The 6606-nt window shown below is 64.4% G+C and carries 4 protein-coding genes; all 4 read right to left on the bottom strand.

The window, feature by feature from the left end:
• Positions 1 to 1166, bottom strand: a 1166-nt coding sequence (locus JNK99_RS08660) for a KUP/HAK/KT family potassium transporter (RefSeq protein ID WP_291851461.1), incomplete at its 3' end; no start/stop codon positions are given.
• Between the two features lie 315 nt (positions 1167 to 1481).
• Positions 1482 to 2849 carry a tRNA lysidine(34) synthetase TilS gene (tilS, locus tag JNK99_RS08655; RefSeq protein ID WP_291851458.1) on the bottom strand — a complete coding sequence of 456 codons (1368 nt, stop codon included), beginning with the start codon at positions 2847 to 2849 and terminating at the stop codon, positions 1482 to 1484.
• Positions 2850 to 2859: 10 nt separating this feature from the next.
• Positions 2860 to 3828, bottom strand: coding sequence for an acetyl-CoA carboxylase carboxyltransferase subunit alpha (locus JNK99_RS08650; RefSeq protein WP_291851455.1), 969 nt, complete (start codon positions 3826 to 3828; stop codon positions 2860 to 2862).
• Positions 3829 to 4000: 172 nt separating this feature from the next.
• Positions 4001 to 6205, bottom strand: a complete 2205-nt coding sequence (locus JNK99_RS08645; RefSeq protein ID WP_291851453.1) for a SulP family inorganic anion transporter — start codon at positions 6203 to 6205, stop codon at positions 4001 to 4003.
• Between the last annotated feature and the right edge of the window lie 401 nt (positions 6206 to 6606).

Here is a 6606-nt window from a genome sequence, read left to right as displayed (position 1 = left end):
AGAATGGTGTCGATCATCATCGTCAGCGTCACCGCGATGCCGTAGGCCGAAGCCAGATTGGACGACGAGCGGAAGCCGAGGACGACGATGATCACCGTCAGCAACAGCAGCCAGTTGATGTTCGGCACGTAGATCTGTCCTTTTTCCCGTTCCGAGGTGAACCTGACCTGGATACGCGGGCAGTACCCAAGCTGCATGGCCTGGCTGGTCAGTGAAAAGGCGCCGGAAATCACCGCCTGCGAGGCAATCACCGTGGCAACAGTGGACAGAAGGATCAGCGGGATCAGTAACAGCTCGCTCTGTGCCATGAGGAAGAAGGGGTTTTCTATCGCCTTGGGCTCATTGAGGATCAGCGCCCCCTGCCCGAGGTAATTGAGATAGAGCAGCGGGAAGACGAAGCCGAACCAGGCCCACTTGATCGCCCGCCGGCCGAAGTGCCCCATGTCGGCGTAGAGCGCTTCGCCGCCGGTGATCGCCAGAACCACCGAACCCAGCGCCAGATAGGCCAGACCTTGATGGTCGACGAAAAACATCACCCCATGCCACGGATTGATCGCTGCCAGCACGGCCGGGTACTTGATCACGTTCCACAGGCCGAGCGCGCCAAGGGTGGCGAACCAGAACATCATCACCGGGCCGAACACCGCGCCGACCGCCGCCGTGCCGTGCCGCTGAAAGATGAAGAGCAGGATCAGGATGGCAACGGTGATCGGCAGAACATACGGTTCGAGCAGCGGTGTGACGACCTCGAGCCCCTCGATGGCTCCGAGTACCGACATCGCCGGCGTGATCACCGCATCGCCATAGAACAGTGCCGCACCGAAGATTCCCAAGGCCGACAACAGCCAGAGAACCCGCGGCGAGGCATTCGCCGTGCGCAACGCCAGCGCGGTGAGCGCCATGATGCCGCCCTCACCCTTGTTGTCGGCGCGCGTGATGAACAGGACATACTTCAGGGAAACCGTGATCGTCATCGCCCAGAAGACCACCGAGAGGATGCCCAGGACGTTGGCTTCAGTCACCGCGACCGGATGCGGGCCGCTGAAAATTTCCCTGACGGTGTACAGCGGACTGGTGCCGATGTCACCAAAAACCACGCCCATTGCCGCCAGTGCCGCCGTAGCCAGTCCTGACTTCTCGCCGTGCGGCGTATGCTCTTCGATCATTGCCCCCCCTCGGAAACAGTCTGTTCCATCCCGCCCTGTCCCGGTCAGAGAGTCGGCCGTCAGCGCAGTACGCGGATGCCGGATCGCCGACAATCCATCCTTCCGTGCTTGACGCCCCTGCTTTATTGCGGCGCAGCAACGAGGCTGCGATTGTAGGACGGATGTCAGCCCGCGGCAAGGACAACGGCACAGGGGAAGCCGGACGGCAAGCCCCTGCCGGCGCCGGCACAACACGGCAGTGGCTCACCGAGGGGCACTACAAGACGGGCAGCATGCTGGCTGAGGGCGTCACCAATGTCCGCTCAGCGCCCAGCTTCAGCCTGTCCGACGCGAAGCGCCGCCAGCCGGCCGTCGCTCGACGCGCTCCCAGACCGGCGTAATGCCGTCTTCGCCCGGCCCACAGGCAAAGGCGGCGTCGGCCCCGATGCCGCCCACCCAGACCAACTGTGCACCGCACCACAACAGCGGCAAACGTGCCCTCTCCCACGGCGGGATGGCGGCTTCCTGCAGCAGTTTGCGTAGCGCCCGGCGCGGTCGTCGCGGATCGGGTTGCAACTGCTCGCCGCCCAGCCTGGCTTGCAGGCAGACCGGAGCACGGCTCAGCAGGTGGCGGCTGATGCCGGCACCGACGCTCGCCGGCAGCAGGACGCGACCGCCACCCCAGGACAATTCCTCCTCGCCTCGCCACACCACGCTGCTCTGCGGAATCGCTGGCCGACGGCCGACGAGGTGCACCTCGCCGCGGTAAACATGCAGCGCCCCGTCGGGCGTTTCGACACAGGTTTCCGCGCCGGCACCGGCGCTTGTCATTTGTCGCATCGCCTCGTCAAGCCAGCGCGCCTCCGGGGCGCGGAAACCGGCGGCGAGCAACTCGCGGCGCAGCAGGTTGCGCGCACGTCCTGCGCTGAGCGCATTGAAGCGCAGCAGGTCGATGCGTCCCTGCTCGGTGGCCACGTTGGCGCGGTCAATCGTCGCCAGCTCGTCGAGCAGCAAGGCAGCCTCGGCAAAATGGCGGGCGGCGCGCGCCAACACCTGGTCGGCACCCGGAAACTGCTCGGCAATGCGCGGCAGCACCTCCTGCCGCAAGTGATTGCGTCGATATCGGCAGTCGTGGTTGCTGGTGTCCTCGATCCAGACCAGTGCATGTTCGGCCGCGTAGGCGGCGAGGGCCGAGCGGGGAAGATCGAGCAAGGGTCGGATCAGACGCGCGCCAGCGGGCTGTGGCCGTTCGGCCCGCATACCGGCGGCGCCGTCGACCCCGGCACCGCGCAACAGCCGAAAGAGGACCGTCTCTGCCTGATCGTCGCGGTGATGGGCCAATGCCAGCCAATCGGCCGGACACTCGCCAAACACCGCATGCCGCTGCCGGCGCGCCGCGGCCTCGAGCCCCTCGCCACTGGCCGGCGGGACGACGACGCGTGTTGTCGTCAATGGTACTTGCAGCCTCTGGCACAAATCCGAGCAGAAAGCGGCCCACGCATCGGCATCGGAGCTGAGGGAGTGATTGACGTGCAGTGCGGAGAGCTCGCCAGCCAGACCAAGCCGGCGCAAGCCGGCCAGCGCATGCAGCAGAACCACCGAATCGCGGCCGCCGGACAGTGCGACGCAGAGTCGCCGACCGAGCGCCAGGCGAGGGCCGAGAAAGCTCGCGAGAGTCTGTTGAATCTGCGGGCCTGCGGCCACCGCAGGAAGCTCAGGGCAGCGCCTGCTCCTTGACACGGCCATGGGCCATCAGGCGATCAAGACGCGCTTTGAGAAGATCCGTCGGCGGCAGCGCAGCCAATTTGTGCAATGCCTCCTGCAAGGCGGTTCTCAGGCTCTCGGCCATCGCCACGTGGTCGCGATGTGCACCACCCACCGGTTCGTTGACGATGCTGTCGATCAAACCCAGCGCTTTCAGGCGCTGCGCGGTGATCCCCATGATCTCCGCCGCTTCGCTGGCCTTTTCCGCACTCTTCCAGAGAATCGACGCACAGCCTTCCGGCGAGATCACCGAATAGGTCGAATACTGCAACATCTGCACGACATCGCCGACACCAATCGCCAGCGCACCACCGGAGCCGCCCTCGCCGATGACCGTAACGATGATCGGCACCTGCAGCTCGGCCATCACGTAGAGGTTGCGTCCGATCGCTTCCGACTGGCCACGCTCTTCCGCATCGATGCCCGGGTAGGCACCCGGCGTGTCGATGAAGGTCAGCACCGGCAGGCCGAACTTCTCCGCCAGCCGCATCAGGCGCAGTGCCTTGCGGTAACCCTCCGGACGCGGCATGCCGAAGTTGCGGAAGATCTTCTCCTTGGTGTCGCGCCCCTTCTGATGACCGATCACCATCACCGGGTCGCCGTTCAGTCGCGCCAGTCCGCCGACGATGGCATGGTCATCGGCAAAGGCGCGGTCGCCGTGCAGCTCTTCGAAATCGGTGAAGATCAGGCGCAGATAATCCAGCGTGTAAGGCCTTTGCGGATGACGCGCGACCTGGCAAACCTGCCATGGCGTGAGGCGGGAATAGATCTCCCGGGTCAGCACCCGGGTCTTCTGTTCGAGGCGCCCGATCTCCTCGGAAATATCCAGCGCTGAATCATCCTGCGCCAGGCGCAGCGCTTCGATCTTGCCTTCAAGGTCGGCGACCGGCTGTTCAAAGTCGAGGAAACTGGTTTTCATCTGGCCCAACCGTAGTGACGAGCATGCAGCTTTCGAAGCGCGCAATTGTACCCCGAAAGACCTGCATGGACCCCGTCCGGCGGGCCGGGAGAGCGGCTGCGCCACGAGCCGGCCCGCCACTCGCCGCCGCGCAGCGGCTGGCAAACGGCCGGTACCCACCGCGCCCGGCGCGCTATTCCTGCATCGCCAGCAGTTCCTTGTCCGCGTAGCTCAGGCGCAGGGCCAGCACACGGGCAATCGCCTCGATCAACTGGAAGGCCAGCCGTCTATGCTGCTCGCGCAGCATCTCGAAGCTTTCGCGTCGCAACACGTAGAGCTCGGTATCTTCCATCGCCGTGGCATCGCTACTGAAGCGCGCCGCCTTGGTGATGAAGGACATGCCGCCGACGAAGTCGCCGCGGCCGTAGGTCAGCCGGTGCCGGCTGAAGTCCTTGCCGGGCACCGGCACGGAGATGCGGACGGCACCCTTGCGGATCAGATAGAGCTGATCCGCCGCGTCGCCGGCCGAGAACACCCTGTCGTCCTTGGCCACCGAACGTCGCTCGAGGCATTCGACGAGCGCGATCAGGGCCTCCTCCTTGGAATCCTGGAAAAGTTCCATCTCGTAGATCTCGAGTGGCGGCAATTCGGCGGCAACCAGCAGACTCTCGCCGAGAATCTGGTCTTCGACCCATTCGACCGCATCGTCGAGACCGGCAAAGACCTTGACCTGATCGCTGGCGGTGGTGAGTTCCATCTGGCTGAAGAGTTCGGCAATGGTCCGCCCGTTGGGCAGCGTATGGGCCAGACCGCTGAACACCAGGAAGGCACCTCGTTCAACCAGCGAGTCCTTGATCTGGCTCAACAGGTGGACCGCCGTGACATCCACCGACTGCACGCGCCGCATGTCGAGCACGACATAAGTGCGCTGGCTGAGCTCTGGTTCAAGAGACGTAAAGAGCTGGTCCTTGGTGCCGAAGAACAGGCTGCCCTGCAGCTCCAGGATGATCGTTCGTTCGCCGCGTCGCTCCAGCAGTTCCATCTCGTGTCCGAGGCGTACCCGCTTCGAAAAACGGGCACTGCCCTCGACCTTGTTGCGGATCAGGGTGCCGGTCAACTGTTCGCGAATGAACAGGAACATCGCCAGCGCGATACCCACCGCCGACGCCGCGATCAGACTGTAAGCGAGCGCCACCGCAACCACCACCACGATCACCACGAAGTCCAGCATCGTCCACGGCGACTGCAGCAGATGAAGGCTGTGGCTGTCGATCATCCGGATACCGACCACGATCAGGATACCGGCCAGGGCGGCCACCGGAATCCAGGCGATGAAGGCGCCCAGGGCAAGGAACGCGACCAGCGACAGAACGCCCTCGATGACGCCGGAAACGCGAGTCTGGCCGCCGCTCGCCAGGTTGACCAGGGTCGCCCCCATCTGCCCTGCTCCCGGCATGCCGCCGGCACAGGCCGACGCGACGTTGCCCAGACCCTGGGCGACCAGTTCACGGTTCGAATCGTGGCGGCTGCGCGTCAGCGCGTCGAGCACGACGGCCGTCTTCAGCGTGTCGATCGACAGCAACACGGCGAGGGTGAGCGCCGTTCCCATCAGCGCACCAATCTGGCTCAGCTTGAGCTCGCCGATTTCGCGCCAGCGGCCGGTGATCGCCTCGAACATGCTCGATGCCGAACCGCCGAGCGGCCCGATGATCAGCTTGTTGCCTTCGAGGACGAGCATCGACGGGTCCACGAAGTAGCCCAGGCCGAAGTAGGTGGCGACACCGGCCAGCAGACCGAGGATCGCCGCCGGCACGACGCGGGTGATCAGAGGAGCGCCGAGCATGACGCCCGCCGTCACGGCTCCGATCACCGGGCTCTGCCACTGCCAGGACTCGGGTGAAATGAGCGTCCGCCACAGGGACTGACTACCGAAAACGCCGAGAAACTTGGGAATCTGGCTGCCGATGATGATCAGACCCACTCCGGTGAGGTAGCCACTGACCACCGGGAACGGGATGTACTTGATCAAACTGCCAATGCCCATGAAACCGAGCAGCAACTGAATCAGCCCGGCCACCAGTCCGAGCGCGGTCAACATCAGCACGATGAAAACCGGGTCTACATCCTGGCGCACGAGTTCGATGGCAAACGCCGAAAGGACTGCAGCGGCCGGCGCGCAGGGCGCCGTGATCAGTCGGTTGGTGCCTCCCAGACTCGGTGCCACAAGACCAAGCGCGGTCGCTCCGAGAATTCCGGCCAACGCCCCGAGGCCGGCATAGGCAGGACCGATCGAGGCATAGATCGTGACGCCAAAAGCGATCGCCGACGGCAACGCGACCAGCATCGCCGCCAGCCCGCCCCAGAAGTCACCGACCAGTTTGTCATTCTTGAAGCTCATCGACATTTCCACAGCTCAAGCCCTCCATGCAGACTGTTGCAACCGGGTAAGACCCCCTTTGCGGACCATTGGTCCGCACAAAGACATGCGACGATTCCCGAGCCAAACGCTCAGGAATCGTTCATCGTAGCACGACGAACTTTCGCCCACGTCCTTTTTGACGCTGTGGACGGTCGGCCGACCCAAAGCGTCTCACATGCATACCGCTCGCCTGGCGACACCCGCCGGAACGCAAGCTGCGGTAGCATGGTCCGATTCTCCGTTACCGTGAAAGCCCATCGCTGAAGTGACGTGACCATGCCTGCCGACAAGCAGCATTGTTTGAACAGCCGCTGGGCCCGACCCCAGGTGTTCAGCGGCGAATCAGTGTGCGGCGCTGGCCGCTGGTGGGTTGTGGCTGG

Source organism: Accumulibacter sp., assembly GCF_016789985.1.
Classification (GTDB): Bacteria; Pseudomonadota; Gammaproteobacteria; order Burkholderiales; family Rhodocyclaceae; genus Accumulibacter.
This window is presented reverse-complemented; position numbering and strand designations above follow the sequence as displayed.

What these genes read in the sequence shown, in the direction of transcription:
- JNK99_RS08645 (WP_291851453.1), bottom strand. Translation starts at nt 6,205, where the DNA reads ATGAGCTTCAAGAATGACAAACTGGTCGGTGACTTCTGGGGCGGGCTG.
- JNK99_RS08650 (WP_291851455.1), bottom strand. Translation starts at nt 3,828, where the DNA reads ATGAAAACCAGTTTCCTCGACTTTGAACAGCCGGTCGCCGACCTTGAA.